Source organism: Arthrobacter sp. 35/47 (genome assembly GCF_000520475.1).
GTDB classification, from domain to species: domain Bacteria; phylum Actinomycetota; class Actinomycetes; order Actinomycetales; family Micrococcaceae; genus Arthrobacter_D; species Arthrobacter_D subterraneus.
In genome coordinates, this window is record NZ_KI914618.1 from 1 (window position 1) to 16278 (window position 16278).

15 protein-coding genes are annotated in these 16278 nt (G+C 66.7%); 5 read left to right on the plus strand and 10 right to left on the minus strand.

The features are described from left to right. Positions 1 to 52 precede the first annotated feature (52 nt). The gene (locus X803_RS0114870) at positions 53 to 2029 is read right to left on the minus strand and encodes an APC family permease (protein ID WP_026545746.1); all 1977 of its coding nucleotides are present in this window, start codon (positions 2027 to 2029) and stop codon (positions 53 to 55) included. 83 nt (positions 2030 to 2112) lie between these two features. Here X803_RS0114870 and X803_RS0114875 point away from each other — a divergent pair, with 83 nt between their 5' ends. Together X803_RS0114875 and X803_RS20395 are read left to right on the plus strand one after the other, a co-directional pair. Continuing rightward, entirely contained in the window at positions 2113 to 2787 is a 675-nt protein-coding gene (locus X803_RS0114875; RefSeq protein ID WP_026545747.1) for a potassium channel family protein, read from the plus strand. Beyond that, the gene (locus X803_RS20395) at positions 2784 to 3446 is read left to right on the plus strand and encodes a potassium channel family protein (RefSeq protein ID WP_035779314.1); all 663 of its coding nucleotides are present in this window, start codon (positions 2784 to 2786) and stop codon (positions 3444 to 3446) included. Before X803_RS0114875 ends, X803_RS20395 begins: the two co-directional genes overlap by 4 nt. A 26-nt stretch (positions 3447 to 3472) precedes the next feature. Here the strand turns inward: X803_RS20395 and X803_RS20400 are convergent, their stop codons facing one another. The 4 genes from X803_RS20400 to dut all read right to left on the minus strand — a co-directional run bounded on the left by X803_RS20400 (position 3473) and on the right by dut (position 5771). After that, the gene (locus X803_RS20400) at positions 3473 to 4135 is read right to left on the minus strand and encodes a DUF3159 domain-containing protein (protein WP_035779363.1); all 663 of its coding nucleotides are present in this window, start codon (positions 4133 to 4135) and stop codon (positions 3473 to 3475) included. A gap of 71 nt (positions 4136 to 4206) precedes the next feature. Further along, positions 4207 to 4497: a hypothetical protein gene (locus X803_RS0114890; protein ID WP_245702822.1), complete on the minus strand. Its 291-nt coding sequence runs from the start codon at positions 4495 to 4497 to the stop codon at positions 4207 to 4209. Beyond that, positions 4490 to 5236 carry a DUF3710 domain-containing protein gene (locus X803_RS0114895; protein ID WP_026545749.1) on the minus strand — a complete coding sequence of 249 codons (747 nt, stop codon included), beginning with the start codon at positions 5234 to 5236 and terminating at the stop codon, positions 4490 to 4492. The genes X803_RS0114890 and X803_RS0114895 overlap by 8 nt, the downstream gene beginning before the upstream one ends. A gap of 55 nt (positions 5237 to 5291) precedes the next feature. Continuing rightward, positions 5292 to 5771, minus strand: coding sequence for a dUTP diphosphatase (gene dut, locus X803_RS0114900; protein ID WP_026545750.1), 480 nt, complete (start codon positions 5769 to 5771; stop codon positions 5292 to 5294). A gap of 179 nt (positions 5772 to 5950) precedes the next feature. On the opposite strand from dut, the gene X803_RS0114905 reads away from it, so the two are divergent. Beyond that, entirely contained in the window at positions 5951 to 6421 is a 471-nt protein-coding gene (locus X803_RS0114905) for a DUF3093 domain-containing protein (RefSeq protein WP_026545751.1), read from the plus strand. Positions 6422 to 6437: 16 nt separating this feature from the next. On the opposite strand, the gene X803_RS0114910 is transcribed toward X803_RS0114905, so the two are convergent. Next, positions 6438 to 6737, minus strand: a complete 300-nt coding sequence (locus tag X803_RS0114910; protein WP_026545752.1) for a DUF4193 domain-containing protein — start codon at positions 6735 to 6737, stop codon at positions 6438 to 6440. Positions 6738 to 7006: 269 nt separating this feature from the next. Between X803_RS0114910 and sepH the strand changes: the two genes are divergently transcribed. Next, on the plus strand, positions 7007 to 8272 hold the full coding sequence (sepH, locus tag X803_RS0114915) for a septation protein SepH (RefSeq protein ID WP_026545753.1): 1266 nt from the start codon (positions 7007 to 7009) through the stop codon (positions 8270 to 8272). Positions 8273 to 8313: 41 nt separating this feature from the next. Here the strand turns inward: sepH and X803_RS0114920 are convergent, their stop codons facing one another. The 4 genes from X803_RS0114920 to X803_RS0114935 all read right to left on the minus strand — a co-directional run bounded on the left by X803_RS0114920 (position 8314) and on the right by X803_RS0114935 (position 13698). Then, positions 8314 to 9045: a thymidine kinase gene (locus X803_RS0114920; RefSeq protein WP_026545754.1), complete on the minus strand. Its 732-nt coding sequence runs from the start codon at positions 9043 to 9045 to the stop codon at positions 8314 to 8316. Positions 9046 to 9048: 3 nt separating this feature from the next. Further along, the gene (locus X803_RS0114925; RefSeq protein ID WP_026545755.1) at positions 9049 to 10242 is read right to left on the minus strand and encodes an alkaline phosphatase family protein; all 1194 of its coding nucleotides are present in this window, start codon (positions 10240 to 10242) and stop codon (positions 9049 to 9051) included. A gap of 8 nt (positions 10243 to 10250) precedes the next feature. Next, positions 10251 to 10928 (minus strand): DUF5998 family protein, encoded by a 678-nt coding sequence (locus X803_RS0114930; RefSeq protein WP_026545756.1) that lies wholly within the window; start codon positions 10926 to 10928, stop codon positions 10251 to 10253. 73 nt (positions 10929 to 11001) lie between these two features. Continuing rightward, positions 11002 to 13698, minus strand: a complete 2697-nt coding sequence (locus X803_RS0114935) for a bifunctional acetate--CoA ligase family protein/GNAT family N-acetyltransferase (protein ID WP_026545757.1) — start codon at positions 13696 to 13698, stop codon at positions 11002 to 11004. Between the two features lie 84 nt (positions 13699 to 13782). Between X803_RS0114935 and X803_RS0114940 the strand changes: the two genes are divergently transcribed. Next, positions 13783 to 16260: a DNA gyrase/topoisomerase IV subunit A gene (locus X803_RS0114940; RefSeq protein ID WP_026545758.1), complete on the plus strand. Its 2478-nt coding sequence runs from the start codon at positions 13783 to 13785 to the stop codon at positions 16258 to 16260. Positions 16261 to 16278: the final 18 nt, after the last annotated feature.

Consider the following 16278-nt stretch of genomic DNA (forward strand, 5'->3'; position numbering starts at 1 on the left):
TGCCCGCCATGGGCGGGCGGGCCGATGGTCAGTTCGAGTTCTGGGGTCTGCGTCACCTGAGGTCCTGGAATTTGCGGGCGGCATCGGAGGAAGCCAGCTGCCATGGCACGCTTGCCACCATAACGCCCGGCTCGAAGTGGAGCCGTGTCTTGATGCGAAGTGCGGTCTGGTTGTGCACGAGCTGCTCCCACCATTTACCGACAACGTATTCGGGGATGTAGACAACGATGAGGTCCCGGGGTGAGTCCCTGCGCATCGACTTGATGTAGTCCATGATCGGCTGGATGGTGTCGCGGTAGGGAGAGGCAAGGACGGTGATCGGCACGGGCACCTCAAGGCGGTCCCAGTCCTCGAGCGTGCGCCGGGTTTCCTCCGGGTCGACGTCCACCACGATCGCATCCAGTTTGGAGGGCCGGGATGCCCGCGCGAAGGCCAGGGCACGCAGCACCGGTTTGCGCACGTGGGAGACGAGGATGACTGCGTGGACTCGGGAGGGCAGGGCACGGGCGGAGGCGGCATCATCGATGGCCAGTTCGCGGGCCACCTGGTCGTAGTGGGCCTTGATGCTGAACATGACCACAAACAGTGCGGCCATGGCCAGGACCGCAATCCAGGCACCGAACTCGAACTTCGTCACCAGCACCACCACGAGCACCGCCGCGGTCAGCACGAAGCCGATCGAGTTGATTGCCCGGGACTTGTTCATCTGCCAGCGGCGCTTCCTGTCCACGGTACTGCGCAGCTCGCGGCCCCAGTGCTTGATCAACGCCAGCTGGGTGGCGGTGAAGGACACAAAGACGCCGACAATGTACAGCTGCACCAGCTGTGTGACGTCCGCGCGGAAGACGAGGATGAGCAGGATGGCGCCGAGGCCGAGGGCCATGATGCCGTTGCTGAACGTGAGGCGGTCACCGCGGGTACGCAGCTGGCGGGGCAGGTAGCCGTCCTTGGCCAGGATCGACGCCAGCACCGGGAAACCGTTGAAGGCGCCATGCGCTGCCAGCAGCAGGATGAGCGCGGTCGCAGCGACGACCACGATGAACGGGAGGCTTCCGCCGTCGAAAATGGTCCGTGCAAGCTGGCTGATGACCGGGTTCTGCACGTAGGACCCGGGCACGGGCTCACCGTCCAGCAGCAGCTGCGTGGCGGGGTTCTGCACCACGTGGACCCGCGTGGCGTTGGCGAGGTAGATGACTCCGGCGGTCATCAGGGAGGCGACCACGCCGAGGATGAGCAGGGTGCTCGCGGCGTTCCTGCTGCGCGGAGGCTCGAAGCTGGGCACATTGGCGCTCGGAGCCTCCACACCGGTCAGCGCCGCAGCCCCCGAGGAAAACGCCCGCAGGATGAGGAGTGCGCCGGCAAGGCCCACCAGCCCGTTGTCGAACGCCGCGTCCGGAATGATTTCGAAGCGGGCGCTCGGCGCCTCCCCCAGCGTCCCCGTGAGCCGCTGGATGATCCCGGTGACGCACAGCGCCAGGATTGCGGCCATGAACACGTAGGACGGAAGCGCCAGGACGCGTGCGTCCCGGGTGAAGCCGCGCAGGTTCACCAGAACCAGCACGACGACGGCCCCCACCGCCAGTGAGGTCTGCGCCCCTGCGAGCACGGGGGCCAGGGAAATCAGATAGTGTGCGGCGGCGGAAACCGACACGGCAACCGTCAGGACGTAGTCCACCATGAGCGCCGCAGCCACGGTCACCCCCGCGCCGTCGCCGAGGTTGCGCCGGGCGATTTCATAATCACCGCCGCCGGAGGGATAAGCGTGTACGGACTGCCGGTAGGACGCGATGACCACCAGCAGGACAACGATGACGGCGAGCCCCACCCAGGGGGAAACAGCAACGGCGGTGACTCCCGCGAGTGCGAGGGTAAGAAGGATCTCGTCCGGTGAATAGGCCGTGGAAGACAGTGCACTGGTCGAAAACAGCGGCATGGCGATCTTCTTGGGCAGCGTCTCATGCCGGAGCCGGTCGTTGCGGAACGGTTTGCCCACCAGCACCCGCTTGGCGGCCTCGAAGAAAGTCAGCACAGCCCACAGACTAGCGCGTTTGGTGGTGCCGCCCTCCACTACCCTTGGAAGACAATGAACGGAACACAATCAGGGGTGGCGCAGTGGCGCATTTCGTAATCATGGGCTGCGGCCGGGTGGGAGTCAGCCTGGCACACACGCTGGACGAGTCCGGACACAGCGTGGCAATCATTGACCAGGATGACCGCGCGTTCCGCAGGCTCAGGGGTTCCTTCGGCGGCCGCAAGGTCACCGGCGTTGGCTTTGACCGCGACACGCTGAAGAACGCGGACATCGAAAACGCCTATGCCTTCGCCGCCGTGTCCAGTGGTGACAACTCCAACATTCTTGCCACCCGGGTGGCGCGGGAGATTTTCCACGTCCCGCACGTCGTCGCCAGGATCTACGATCCCGGGCGCGCCGAGATCTACCAGCGGCTCGGTATACCCACCGTTGCGGCCGTCCGGTGGAGCGCGGACCAGGTCCTGCGCCGGATCCTCCCTGAACAGAGCATCAACGGCGATTTCCGGGAATCCTCGGGAAGGCTCATCCTGGGCGAACTCACCCTCCATGACGGCTGGCTCGGCCGCTCGATCAAGGAGATCGAGGCGGCCGCCGGAGTCCGCGTCGCCTACCTGACCCGCTTCGGCGAGGGGATGCTGCCCGGCAGCGGCACCAGTTACCAGGAAGGCGACGTGGTCCACGCCATGATGGAAACCGCCGCTACGGATGAAGTGGCTCGGGTACTGTCCAAGCAGCCGCGGGAGGAGCAGGAATGAAGGTAGTCATTGCCGGGGCGGGAAGTGTGGGGTCCTCGATTGCCCGCGAGCTGTTGTCCAACAACCATGACATCCTGCTCATCGATGAGAAGCCCGAGGTGGTCGGGCGCAGCGGCCTTAAAGGGGCGCGCTGGCTGATCGGTGATGCCTGCGAGCTCACCACGCTCAAGGACGCCAAACTGGACGAGGCCGACGTCGTGGTCTCCGCGACCGGTGATGACAAGGTAAACCTGGTCGTCTCCCTCCTTGCCAAGAGCGAGTTCGGCGTGGGACGGACGGTGGGCCGGGTCAACAATCCCAAGAACGACTGGATGTTCGATGACTCCTGGGGAGTGGACGTCGCCGTCAACACGCCCCGCCTCATGACGGCACTGGTCGAGGAAGCGGTGGAAATCGGCGACCTTGTGCGCCTGTTGACCCTGCAGACCGGCGTGTCCGCGATTGTGGAGTTCACCGTTCCGCAGGACTCGCTGCTGGTGGGACGGACCCTCGGCTCCGTCGAGTTGCCCGCCGACTGCACGGCGGTGGCCATCCTGCGTGACGATGCTCCGATTGCTCCCAGCCCGGATGATGTGGTGGAGGCCGGCGACGAGCTGTTCTTCGTCGCTGCCATCGCCGCCGAGGATGCCCTCAGGACTGCTCTGCGGCCGACCTCGTAACGGAGCCTTCCGGCGAGCCGGCCGCGTCAGGCGGGCGGATGCTGCTGCTTCTCCAGCGCCGGCCGGGATACCAGCCACGCGAACCAGAGCCCCAGTGCGTAGAGCGGAACCCCCATGGCAACGCGGGTGGCGCCCAGGGCCGCGATATTGTCCGCAAGGTAGAGCGGCACCTGCACAATGAGCCGCAGGGCCAGTACGGCGACGATCAGCCAGGTTGCCAGGGAGTAGGCGCGGATCCTCGCCGGTTGTTTGCGCCATTCCGTGCCCTCGCCGCGGATGAACCCGAAGAGCAGTCCGGCCAGCGGCCATCGGACGGCGATGGACACAGCCATACCCACGATGTAGGCGGCGTTGGTGAAGAATCCGGGGAGGAAGAAGTCCTCCGCGTTGCCTGTCCGGTTCGCGACAAAGGCACAGATGGCCACGCCCACCAGGCCGGACAGAGCCTGCGTGAGGGGCGTTCTGGTCAGGAGCCGAATGACCGTGAACACTGCGGAGACGGCCAGCGCAGCCACGAGGGCGAGCTGCAGATCCCGCAGGATGGTGAAGACCACGGTGAACAGCAGGCCGGGCAGGATGCTCTCGGCGAGGCCGCGCACTCCTCCGATGGACTGCAGCACGTCGATGCGGCCGCTCTCATCCTGGCGGACCCCCGCCTTGGCAGCGTACTGGCCGGCCAGGCCGCCCATTCCCGACTCGGGCTGCGGGACTTCACGGTTGTCGGACGGATCGCTGCCTGGCGGGTTCTCTGCGGGCTGGTTCACTCTGACTCCTCGACACGGCCGACAATCTCATACCGCGGGTTGTGAATGGTGGGTACCCCGTCAACGACGGTGAGCATTCCCTCGAACGCCAGGTTGACCCCCGGGTCGATGCCCGGGATCCTCCGCTGCCCGGTCCAGAGGAGCCGGACGCGGGCGTCGCGCGGTTCGTGCAGGGTTACCATCGCCGAGAACTGGGGCATGGCACTGCGGGGCAGGATGGTCACCCGCTCCACGAAGCCGTGCCCGCTGATCCGTCCACGGCGCGGCAGGGCCAGTTGGTCAGCCAATGTGGGTGATCTCGGGACCCCGGCGTAGCGGGTCATCCGGAGCCGTCAGCGGCTGCTCAGCCTGCTGCTTCGGGGCTCCGGCGTCCTTGGGCAACCGGAGCGGCAGGAGCTCACGCGGAGGCAGCGGATGCTCTCCGCGAACCACGACCACGTTCCGGAAGAGCTGTTCCATCGGCGCGGCTGCTGCTGGATCCATGGCACCAGGGCCCCCGAAGACGCCTCGGAGGAACCAGCGCGGACCGTCCACTCCGACGAACCTCGCCACCCGGAATCCCTGACGTCCGTCGGGAGTCTGTGCGGGAAGCCTGGCGATCAGTTCGGTACCGAACTCCCCCGTGCGCTCTTCGACGGTGCCGCCCTGCGAGCCCACCGATGCTGCGATCTGGCCGCGGATTTCATCCCAGAGCCCTTCCGACCGGGGAGCAGCGAACGCCTGCAGCTGCAGGTTCGAGCCCTTGATATCCAGCGTGACCGCGATGACCCGCTTTGTACGTTCCTCGACCTCGAGACGGAGCTGCAGGTTCTCGGCAGCGGCAATACGAAGGGCTCCGAGGTCGATGTAGCCGGCGGTGGTGTCCTTCTCGGACTCGTCGAACGGACCGGTAGCGGCGCGGCCGTCCTCTGTCGACGCGCCCTCGCCCTGCTCTTCCGGGAGCTCGTCGGTCTCGTCGGCAGAACTCAATGCAGCGCTTGAGTCCTTGCCGGACTCCTGGTTTTTCTTGCGGCGCCCGAAAATCATGATCGGGTTCCTCCTTCGATAGTTCTCGACAGCCGGCGGCTGCCGGTCGATTGCGTCAGCGTGTGGCTCCGGCCGAGGGCGTGAATCCCCCGGTGGAACCGAACCCGCCGGCACCCCGCACCGAATCGGGCAGCTCCTGGACCGTCACGAACGCTGCGTGTTCCACTTTCTGGATCACCAGCTGGGCGATGCGGTCGCCCCTTCTGAAGGACAGGGAAGCGTCCGGGTCCGTGTTCAACAGGGTCACGGCGATTTCGCCGCGGTAGCCGGCGTCGACTGTTCCGGGCGAATTGACGACGGTGATGCCGTGTTTGGCGGCCAGTCCTGACCGGGGATGGACAAAAGCGGCGTAGCCGACCGGCAGTGCCAGGGAAACCCCGGTGGGAATCAGCGCGCGCGCACCGGGCTGGAGCTCGAAGTCGATCCTGGTCCGCAGGTCAGCGCCCGCGTCACCGGGGTGTGCGTAGGAAGGAGGCTCGAGGCCGTCGTCGAGCATTTTGATCTGCACTGACAATGCTTCCGCTGTATCAAGCACGTCTTCTCCTGCACGGTTCTTCTGATGGGCGGGCACAGCATGCGCCGTCGGCCGGCGCTGCGCCGAAAGTGCGGAATGCACCGGAGCCCTTTGCACCATTTACTGTAGCGCTTCCACGGGCTGGCCTGCGCTTTCAGGCCGGGATGAAAAGCGGCAGGAAAGGTGCTTAGCTAGCTGACATGCCTACAGGATCCGCCGGTGAGCCGGTGCTTTACGAAGAGAAGCTGTGGCCGGCGCCGTGGATCTGGCTGGTGGTGGCCGGTGCCGCCGTTGCCTCCGTATTCACGTTCATTCCCATCAGCATCCAGGCAGGGATTGTGGCCGCCGTCGTCGTCGCCGCCGTCCTGAGTACCCTCCTCCTGCTTTCCACCCCCCGCATCAGGCTGACCTCCACCGAGCTCCAGGTGGGAAAAGCGCAGATCGAGCGGAAGTATCTGGGAGATGTTGAGGCGTTCACCGGCTCAGCTGCAACAGCGCAGCGAGGGACGGAACTGCACGGCAAGGCATACCTCTGTATCCGGGGGTGGATCTCGCCGGTGGTGAGGATCACGATCAATGATGCGGAGGACCCTACTCCTTACTGGTTAACGTCAACGAGGCGGCCCGAGCAGCTGACAGCTGCCCTGACCGCCCCGTCGCAGGGAACGTAAAGTCGCAGGAAAAGGCTCAGCCTTCGCAGTCCTTGCAGTAGGCCAGCCCGTCCTTCTCTTTCGCAATCTGGGAGCGGTGGCGCACGAGGAAGCAGGAAGCACAGGTGAATTCGTCGGCCTGCGCCGGAAGGACCCGCACGAGAAGTTCCTCGCCGGAAAGATCGGCGCCCGGGAGTTCAAAGCCTTCCGCTGCGTCAGTCTCGTCCTCGTCGACTACCGCGGACTGCTTGTCCGTACGACGGGATTTCAGCTCTTCAATGGAATCTTCGCTGAGTTCGTCGTCAGTCTTCCGAGGCGCATCGTAGTCAGTCGCCATAGTTAGTAGTTCACGCTCCGGTGGATGTCGGTGGTCTATCGGTGGAAATCAGTGATCCAGGAACGGCGCCGTACAGCGCAGATCCTGTTCGTGTCACAACGCTGCGGGGGTCAATTTTGTGCCCGTACCGCAGAGATTGTTGCTGATCGTCCCCTTAAAAGCGAATCGGTGCATAACTTCCGCGCCACACCTAGGGATGAAGTAGGAACGGACCCCTTTGGATGGCAAAGTTTCACCAAAGGTAATGTATGTCGGCTGGAGGGTTTTTGATGCAGGAGCTACGGCTGGTAGGCGTGGATGAGGGCGGAGGCCATCTGCTGCTGGGCGGTGAGGGTGGGGCTTCGTTCCGCCTGCCTATCAACGAGGCGCTGCGGATGGCAAGCACACGGCCATCCACACGTCCGGCGCGGCAGGAGGCACCCGGTACATCGGAGAGCCCGGACGGCAAGGCACGGCGCGCGCCCCTGAGCCCGCGGGACATCCAGGCGCGGATCCGGGGCGGCGCAACCGCCCAGCAGATCGTCGATGAGACGGGTGTGGAACTGCAGCATGTGCTGCGCTATGAAGGACCGGTCCGCGCCGAGCGCGATTACATGGCCCAGCTTGCGCAGCGGGTCGAGGTGGCTTCGCCGCTGCCCTCCAATGATGGCTACCGGTCCGCGTTCGGCGACAATCCGGCCCAGCTCGATGACATGGTCCGGTACCGCCTGCAGGCGTTCGGGGTGGATCCGGAAACCGCTGAATGGGACGCCTGGCGCAAGCCGGACGGCCTGTGGACCGTGGTGGTCCGGTTCGAGCTGCCTGCCGGAACTGCAGCCTCCGTGGGTGAGGAACCGCCCGCGCAGTGGACGTTCAACCCGTCCCGCAAGACGGTGCTGAATGCCAACCGCTGGGCCCAGGTCCTGAGCGAGCTGGAGCCGCTTGACGGCCCGCTCCCCTCCCGGAGGCTCAGCGCCGTGGCGGACAGGGTTTTCGACTTTGAGACCGATGCCGCCGAGGAAACACCCCAGGACGACGACGCCGATGAGCTGCTGGATGTGCTGCGGTCACGCCGCGGTCACCGCCTGGGCACGGATGAGGACGGCGATGATGCGCTTGCCCTGATGCTGGCCAAGGGCCACGTGCCCGCTGCGCATCCGCGTCCGGGCAACGGCGAGGCCGAGGAAGCGGACACCCAACCGGCCGGTGCGCAGACCCGGCCTTTCCCCGGACTCAGCCTGGCTCCCTCCATTTTCGACGACGAAAACTCCGGGGACATGTACGACGACGGCACGCCACGCCTTTTCGAGGGCGTGAGTACGGACACCAGGGAGATCAGCGTTATTGCGCGGCCGCAGCGCCCGGCCGAGGAGTCAGAGTCCGTTGCCGCCCGGGAGCCATCGCGGCGGGCCGACGCCGCCGGGGAGAACCCGTCTGCGTCCGATGAGGCCCGGGATGGTGCGCAGAAGGCGCCGGAGGCCGACCGGAAGCTTCGGCCAAGGCGCTCCAGCGTGCCGAGCTGGGACGAGATCGTATTCGGCACGAAAGGCGACTAGCCTCCGTCGGAGCCTGCACCTCCAGCCAGGGCGCCGGGAGACTACAGGCGCGCGGCCACGGGGTCGAACGGCAGCGGAACGTCGCTGCCTGCCTGGGTGCGCGCGCTGAGAGTGGTGACGCGGCGCATATGGTGCCGGCGGCACAGCGTTTCATAGCCGATCACCGGCGCGGCCGGCGGATCGAGCTCGTCCAGCCCGCCGCCCGTGAGCCTCGCCTGGCGTGGATCAGTCTCCACGGCAGCCGGCTCGACGTCACCGACCACCATTTGCTCCCCCTCCACCACCATCACGCCGTCCACGGTACGCGCATTGTGGGTGGCACGCCGTCCGCACCAGCACAGAGCCTCGACCTGCAGGACCTGCGTGCGGTCGGCGAGCTCGATGAGACGCTGTGACCCGGGGAAGAGCTCTGTGCGGAAGTCAGACGTGATGCCGAACGCAAAAACGTCAATGTCCATATCGTCGACCACCCGCGCCAGCTGTTCGATCTGCCGCCGGGTGTAGAACTGCGCTTCGTCGCAGATGAGATAGTCCACCCGCGTCCCATGCGTGCGGCGCCGCACCAGCTCCTCCCAGAAGTCGGTGTCCTGACGCACTTCCACGGCCTGTGTCATGAGTCCGAGGCGGCTGGAAATCACTGATTCCCCCGCACGGTCGTGGGAGCTGAAGAGCAGTCCGCTGCGGCCGCGGGCGGTGTGGTTGTGATCCATCTGCAGCGCGAGGGTGGACTTGCCGCAGTCCATTGTTCCGGAGAAGAACACGAGCTCGGCCATCGGTCAGCGACCCACCATACGGGCTGGGCCCGGTCCGGGCTTGGCGAGGGTCAGCAGCGGGACTTCCCTTTCGGCGCGGGTGATGGATCCGTGCTGGCCGACCACCTCGAGCGCCGAGGCCGGGACCCTGCGGGTGTCATAGAACGCCACGGGCTCGCGTGCGGCAATGAGGACGTCTCCGATCCGGGGGCTGACTGCCGGGGCAACCGGACCGAACAGGCCGGCGGCAATCGCCTCCTCGCGTGTCAGGACCCAGGCCCTGTGTCCGTGGGCGCTGCGCCAGGACTCAACCAGACGCGCCGCGCCCGCCTCCGTCAGATCCGGTTCTGTGTAGAGGTGGACCATCCGAGGCTCGCCCCCGGTGAGGGCTACGCCGTCAATCAGGGCGGGATCAGCGGAAAAGTCCACCTGCTGTTCCGGTGCAACATCCACCATCCCGTGATCGGCTGTCAGGAGGAGCAGCGTGTGGGGCGGCAGGCCGGCTGCAAGGGACCGCATGGTCCGGTCCAGGTCCTCCAGCCGGTCTCCCCAGTCGGCGGACATGCATCCGGAACGGTGTCCGGTCTTGTCGAGTTCATTCAGATACAGGTAAACCAGTGCCTGGTCAGTGGCTTCCAGCGCCCTGCAGGCTGCCTTGACCCGTGCCTGCGGGGTGCTTCCCGCAACATACGTGCCGCCCCGCAGCGCCGCGCGGGTGAGGCCCGAGCCGTCGAAGCGCGCCAGCCCGACGCTGGTGACCGGCACCCTGGGTGCCACACGCTCAAACACTGTCGGATGGGGCTGCCAACGGTCGGGCTGCACCGCTGCGTCCCATCCGCCGAGCATGTTCACTATCCTGCCCTGCCCCGGGTCCAGGACGTCGTAGCCCACCAGTCCATGCTGCCCGGGCGCGAGGCCTGTCCCGAGCGAAGCAAGCGCCGCCGCCGTCGTGCTCGGAAAAACCGAGCCGAGCTTGCGGCCGGAATCGAGGAACTGCCGCAGGAAGGGGGCGTGGCCGGAGCGCTGGCGGAGCAGGGCTGAGCCCAGTCCGTCCACCAGGACCACGCAGACCCGACGGGCCGCCGGCAGGTCCAGCGTGTTGGAGAAGTCCGGGAGTCCAAGCGCGGCAGCGGAGCTGGTGAAGACCTCGGCAACAGAGGTGCGCCCGTAGGCAGGCGCGGCTGGCAGGGGCTCCCTGTGGAGCGATGATGCAGTCACGTGCCGGATTACCGCCCGTGGTGGGCGCGGCTGAACCGGCTGGTCAGCCCGGGCTGCCTCCGGCTGGCACCCGGCTGGTTGACCACGACGCCGGCCACCGCCGGATTGGCGGTACTCACCGTGCGCAGGGCACGGGCGAAGGACTTGGCATTCTGGACAGCCTGGAGACCGTCCGCCTCCGCGCTGACCCGCAGGACGATGTCTTCCTGCGCAATGGTGCCGGTGTAACCGTGATCCGCGTCGCACTGCGGGTCTCCACAGCTGGCTGGCCCCATGTCCAGCCGCTGGCCGCCGGACCAGGCGATGCCGAGGGTGAGTTCGCGGACGGGATCGGAGGGCTTGTAGTTCTGCGGCTGGGCGTACTGGTAGCTGAGCACTACCGAGCGGATCTGGCTGACCGGAACGGACTCGGTGGAAACCTGCGCGGTGACCTGCTCGCCGGCGTCGTCCAGCTGCTGGTCATCAACGTGCGTCACCACCAGCATGTCCTCCGTCAGGACAAGGACGGTGATGTGCCGGCGGACCTCGGTCCGCTCGAAGTGGGTCTCCAGATGGACCACGTGGGAGAGCGGTTCCCTGCCGTCCAGGGCATCGTGGACGACGTCGGCCACCAGGCGCGGGTAGAAACCAGCTCGCTCCAGGGAGGCGTCCAGGTCGCGGCGTTCAGCCGACAGCGATGGAGTCATGCTATCCAGTGTGACTTATGGCGGCGGCGCACGCCTAACCGGGAGCACGCCGGTTCAGGACCATGGTGCGGGGTCAGTCCCGCATCGCCCGGCGGGCGCTGTCGGTGCGCTGCTGGGGATTTCCGACGCTGACTTCCGCGCTCAGGATCGCCAGGCCGGACGCGGACACCAGGACCGGATTGAACCGCAGCAGCGCAATCTCAGGATGCCGGTCCTTCAGCAGAGCGACGCGCAGGAGCAGGTCCTCGATGGCGGGAATGTCCACCGGCGGCAGGCCCTGGTAACCGAAGAGCCTCCTGCTGGCCCGGGGCGTCCTCACCAGATCCGCAACATCCACCGTGGTCAGCGGAGGAATGCCGTGCGCCCAGTCGTCAAGCAGGTTGACGGCGTCCCCTGCCAGGCCGAAGGAAATCACGGGCCCCAGGAGCGGGTCCTCGATCGCCCGGATGACGCACGCCTGCCCGGGCGGCGCCATGGCCTGGATTTCCAGGCCCGGGCTTCCGAAGGGACGGAGCTCGGCGCGCATGGCCTCGATCCCCGCCCGCAGTCCGGACTGGTCGCCGATGTTGAGCCGTACCCCGCCGAAGTCCAGCCTGTGCCGGAGGTTTTCCTCGACCGTCTTCAACGCCACAGGCCAGCCCAGCGCTTCGGCGGCCTCCAGGGCTTCCCCGATGGAATCGAATGGAATGGACGGCAGGACGCTGATGCCGTAGGCGCCGAGAAGCCTGCCGGCCTGCCCGCTGTCCAGGCGCCGCAGCCCGACATCCCTTACACCGGAGAGCACCTGCGCAAGCTGGGCGGCGGCGGCCTCCTCGTCGATCCCCTCAAGCTCCGCGAACACCCCATGCTCGCCGGCGCGCCAGCGGCTGTAACGCACGACGGCGCCCAGCGCCGACACGGCGGCCCCCGGACTGGCGAAGCACGGCACGGTGGCGTCCTCGTGATCGGACCCGCCGCCGGAACCGGACCGCAGGCCCTCCAGCTGCGCGGCGGGGTCCAGTACACCGGTGAAACAGGCGACCACGGCTTTTCCTGCCGCGCGGCCGCACCGATTCAGCACCGGCAGGATCGCTTCGGGGGCCAGCCCGACGGCGGGGATCAGCGTCAGGATGAGGGAAGACACGGCAGGATCCTCGAGCGCCTCCGTCAGCGCCTTCTCCAGCGCGGGCAGCGCCACGGACTGACCGCCGTCGAGTTCGAGGTGGGCATTCATCCGCACCACCTCGAGCTGCTGGGACCGGGCGGCGTCGGCGAGGACCTTTCCCAGTGCGAGGGAGTTGCTGAACACTGCGACGCCCGCGCCGTCGGGGACGGGCTGGCCCACCACTATCTGCGCCACGTCCATCAACTGCTCGTTCGTCTCGACGCGGATGACCCCGGACTGGCGGAGCATCGCGTCGAGTGCGCCAGCCGGCGCCTGGGTGGTGCGCACCGCATGGCCGGGAGGCAACTGCAGCCCCATGACGTCGGATTTGGCAACGATGACCGGCTTCATCCGGGAGAGCCTGCGTGCGATGCGTGAAAATTTGCGCGGGTTTCCGATGGACTCCAGGTACAGGGCCACCGCCCTGGTCCGCGGGTCGTCTTCCCAGTACTGCATGGCGTCGTTCCCGGACACGTCCGCCCGGTTGCCGGCCGACAGCGCCGAGGACAGGCCGAGCGAACGCCTGGCTGCGGCGGCATGGAGCATGACCCCGATCGCCGCGGACTGGCTGAACAGGCCGAGGCCGCCGGGGACCGGGAGTTCCGGGGCCATCGACGCATTCAACCGCACCGCAGGGTCCGTGTTGATGATGCCCAGCGACGCCGGTCCCACCACCCGCATGCCGTAGGAGCGGGCACAGTGCACCAGGGCACGCTGGCGCGAGAGTCCTTCGCCGTCGTCGTCGGCGAAGCCCGCCGTGGCAACCAGCAGTCCCTTCACACCGGCGCGTCCGCATTCCTCAACCACGGCGAGCACCTGGTCATAGGGCACGGCGATGACCGCAAGGTCAACCGGCCCGGGTACTTCCGCGATGGAGCCGTAGGCAACCATGCCGTTCAGTTCGAACGCCTCCGGATTGACCCCCGCCACCGGGCCGGTGAATCCGCCGTCGACAATGTGCTCGAGCAGGGAATACCCCACGCTCCCCCAGCTGCGGCTGGCCCCGATCACAGCAACCGACGACGGCGCCAGCAGGGTCTGCATGCTCCGCGCCTCCGCGCGGTGCTCCCGTGCCTCCATCACCGCACGGGACCGCTCGGTGGGATCGATATTGAAGTTGAGCTCCACCACGCCGTCATCGAACCGGCGCTCCACCTCGTAACCCGCTTCCGCGAAGACGGTAATCATCTTCCGGTTCTCGGGCAGCACCTCGGCCGTGAAGCGCCGGATTCCGTTTTCCCGTGCCGCCGCGGCGAGGTGTTCGAGCAGGATGGACCCCAGGCCCCTGCCCTGATAGGCGTCGGAGACATTGAAGGCGACTTCTGCCTCGTCAGGGTTGTCCAGTCGGTCGTAGCGGCCGATCCCGATGATGTCCTGGCCGCGGGTGACCACAAAGGCAACCCGGCCCACGTGGTCCACCTCGGTGAAGCGCCTGAGTTCCTTCTCGCTCAGGGAAGACTTATAGGTGAAGAACCTCAGGTAGATGGAGTTCTGCGACTGCCGCATGTGGAACGCCTGCACAGCGTCCGCATCGTCGGGCGAGATCGGCCGGAGATGGCCCGTTGAGCCGTCCCGCAACACGACGTCCGCCTCCCAATATTCGGGGTATAGTCCCTGAGCCACCATAGACTCACACTAGTGGGCGGCTGCTTCTCCCGTCAGCAAGCATGCCTGCCGTCAACAATCAGCTGCCGAAGGACCCGACACACCATGGCCAGGCGCCAAGCCACACCACCGGATATGGATTACACCGAGAAGATCATCGACATCGATGTCACCTCCGAGATGGAAGGCTCCTTCCTGGAGTACGCCTACTCGGTGATCTATTCCCGCGCCCTCCCTGACGCCCGGGACGGGCTGAAGCCCGTGCAGCGCAGAATCCTGTACATGATGACGGACATGGGTCTGCGGCCGGACCGCGGGCACGTGAAATCCGCCCGGGTTGTCGGCGAGGTGATGGGCAAGCTCCACCCGCACGGTGACGCCGCCATCTACGACGCCATGGTGCGCATGGCTCAGAACTTCTCCCTCCGCCTCCCCCTCATTGACGGGCACGGAAACTTCGGTTCGCTCGACGACGGCCCTGCCGCCGCCCGCTACACCGAAGCGCGGCTCGCTCCGGCGGCACTGACCATGACCGACCACCTCGGTGAGGACGTGGTCGACTTCATTCCGAACTACGACAACCAGCTCACCCAGCCCGAGGTGCTCCCCGCCGCCTTCCCGAACCTCCTCGTCAACGGTGCAACGGGGATCGCTGTCGGCATGGCCACCAACATGGCCCCGCATAACCTCGGCGAGGTGATCGCCGCGGCCCGGCACCTGATCGACAACCCGGAGGCCACGCTCGAGGACATCATGCGCTTCGTGCCGGGTCCGGACCTCCCGAGCGGCGGAAAGATCGTCGGGCTGGATGGCATCCGGGACGCCTACGCGACCGGCAGGGGCTCCTTCAAGACCCGCGCCGCGGTTGAGGTCGAGCAGCTTTCCGCCCGGCGCACCGGCCTGGTGGTCACCGAGCTGCCGTACATGGTGGGCCCTGAGAAGGTGATCGAAAAGATCAAGGACGCCGTAACGGCCAAGAAGCTGCAGGGCATCTCCGACATCGTCGACCTGACGGACCGGACGCACGGACTGCGGCTGGTCATTGAGCTGAAGAACGGATTCAACCCGAACGCGGTGCTGGCGCAGCTGTACCGGTATTCGCCGATGGAGGACTCCTTCGGCATCAACAATGTGACCCTCGTTGACGGCCAGCCCCGCACCCTGGGGCTCGTGGAACTGCTGCAGGTATACATCAGCCACCGGATTTCCGTGGTCCGGCGCCGCACGTCCTACCGGCTCGCGAAGAAGAAGGACCGCCTCCACCTCGTGGAGGGCCTGCTGATCGCCATCGTGGACATCGATGAGGTCATCCAGATCATCCGGTCCTCGGACGAGGCGGCGGCAGCCAGGACCAGGCTCATGTCCATCTACGACCTGACGGAAATCCAGGCCAACTACATTCTCGAGCTCCGCCTGCGTCAGCTCACCAAGTACTCCCGCATCGAGCTGGAGAAGGAGCAGGACGAGCTGCGCCGGGAAATCGCCGAACTCGAAGAGATCCTGGGGTCGGAGCAGAGGCTGCGCGCGCTGGTCTCCGATGAGCTCGCTGCTGTTGCTGAGCAGTTCGCCACGCCGCGGCGCACGGTTCTGCTGGAATCGGAGGCGAGCGCTCCGCTGAAGGGCACCGTTCTGCCCAGCCCTGCAGGCAACGGCGCCAAGGCACCCCTGGCCCTGGAGATCGCCGATGACCCATGCTGGGTCATCCTCTCCACGTCCGGGCAGCTGGCGCGCACCACCGGCCGGGAGCCGATCAGCGACGGCGGACAGCGGGTGAAACACGACGCCTTCACGTCGGTGGTGGCAACCACTGCACGCGCAGAAATAGGCGCCCTGACCTCGTCCGGACGCATGGTGCGGCTGCAGGTCGTGGACATGCCGGCGCTTCCACCCACCAACGGGATCCCCAACCTGGCCGGCGGAGTCTCCGTCAAGGAGTTCATCACCCTTGAGCGCGGCGAGGTGCTGGTGGGGCTGGTTCCCCTGGACAAGCCTTTTGCGCTCGGCACCGCCCAGGGCGTTGTCAAGCGGGTGGTCCCCGACTACCCGCTCAACCGGGACGATTGGGAGGCAGTCACCCTCAAACCGAAAGACAGCGTCGTGGGCCTCGCGGCTGCGGATGACGCCGATGATCTCGTCTTCATTACCCGGGAAGCACAGCTGCTGCGGTTCCCTGCCTCCCTGGTGCGGCCGCAGGGACGCCTGGCCGGCGGCGTGGCGGGCATCAAGCTGGCCGAGGGCGACGCCGTCGTGTTCTTCGGTGCCGTGCGCGCGCAGGATCCTGCCGCCGTCGTGGTGACCATTGCTGCCGGCAGCGAGGCCCTGCCGGGAACCGTGCCCGGTTCCGTCAAGGTGACGGAGTTCAGCGAATACCCGGCGAAAGGCAGGGCGACCGGGGGCGTGCGGTGCCACCGTTTCCTGAAGGGTGAAGACCATCTGAGCCTCGCGTGGGCAGGGCACGGACCGGCGCGGGCCGTCTCTGCCACCGGCGTTGCGCGTGCACTGCCGACAGAGCACGGCCGGCGCGATGGTTCAGGTGTGGCGCTGTCACAACCGGTGGACGCCATCGGGCCAAACCCGGTGTAGACCGGGCGGATGCCCGGA